Below are 397 nucleotides of genomic sequence, written 5' to 3' on the forward strand. Positions count from 1 at the left end.
GGTACCGACCTACTATTATCTGTATCAAGTGGGAGGCGAGAGCCTAAAGCAGGAGCAACAACGCAAATGTCCGAAGTGTGGTGGTGAGTGGTTATTAGATGAACCTCTGCATGACATGTTCCACTTTAAATGCGACTCGTGCCGACTGTTGTCAAATATCTCTTGGGATCACTTGAAGTAACGCCCTTTTAAGTTGTGAACCTAAATCTAATCCTTTGGAAAAAGAATGATTTCTAAAAACCAATTAAAACTTATTCGTGCCCTAGGCCAGAAGAAACAACGCAAGGCTCATGGATTGTTCCTTGTTCAGGGGGAGAAAAATGTCCTTGAATTAAGCAACTTCATTGGTTGGACGCCTGCTCTAGAGCGAGAGTTACTCGCCATGGCAGCGGAACAC

At 44.3% G+C, this 397-nt stretch carries 1 protein-coding gene and 1 pseudogene; both read left to right on the plus strand.

Annotation, left to right across the window (positions count from 1 at the left end; genetic code table 11):
- Window positions 1-181 (plus strand): DUF2310 family Zn-ribbon-containing protein (locus AB4585_RS28965; protein ID WP_372172241.1); only part of this gene is annotated, 181 nt, incomplete at its 5' end.
- A 45-nt stretch (window positions 182-226) separates the two neighbouring features.
- Window positions 227-397: pseudogene (locus AB4585_RS28970) on the plus strand (hypothetical protein); the annotation flags it as partial.

It is taken from the genome of Vibrio sp. 10N.222.49.C9, assembly GCF_041474985.1.
Taxonomy (GTDB): Bacteria; Pseudomonadota; Gammaproteobacteria; order Enterobacterales; family Vibrionaceae; genus Vibrio; species Vibrio crassostreae_C.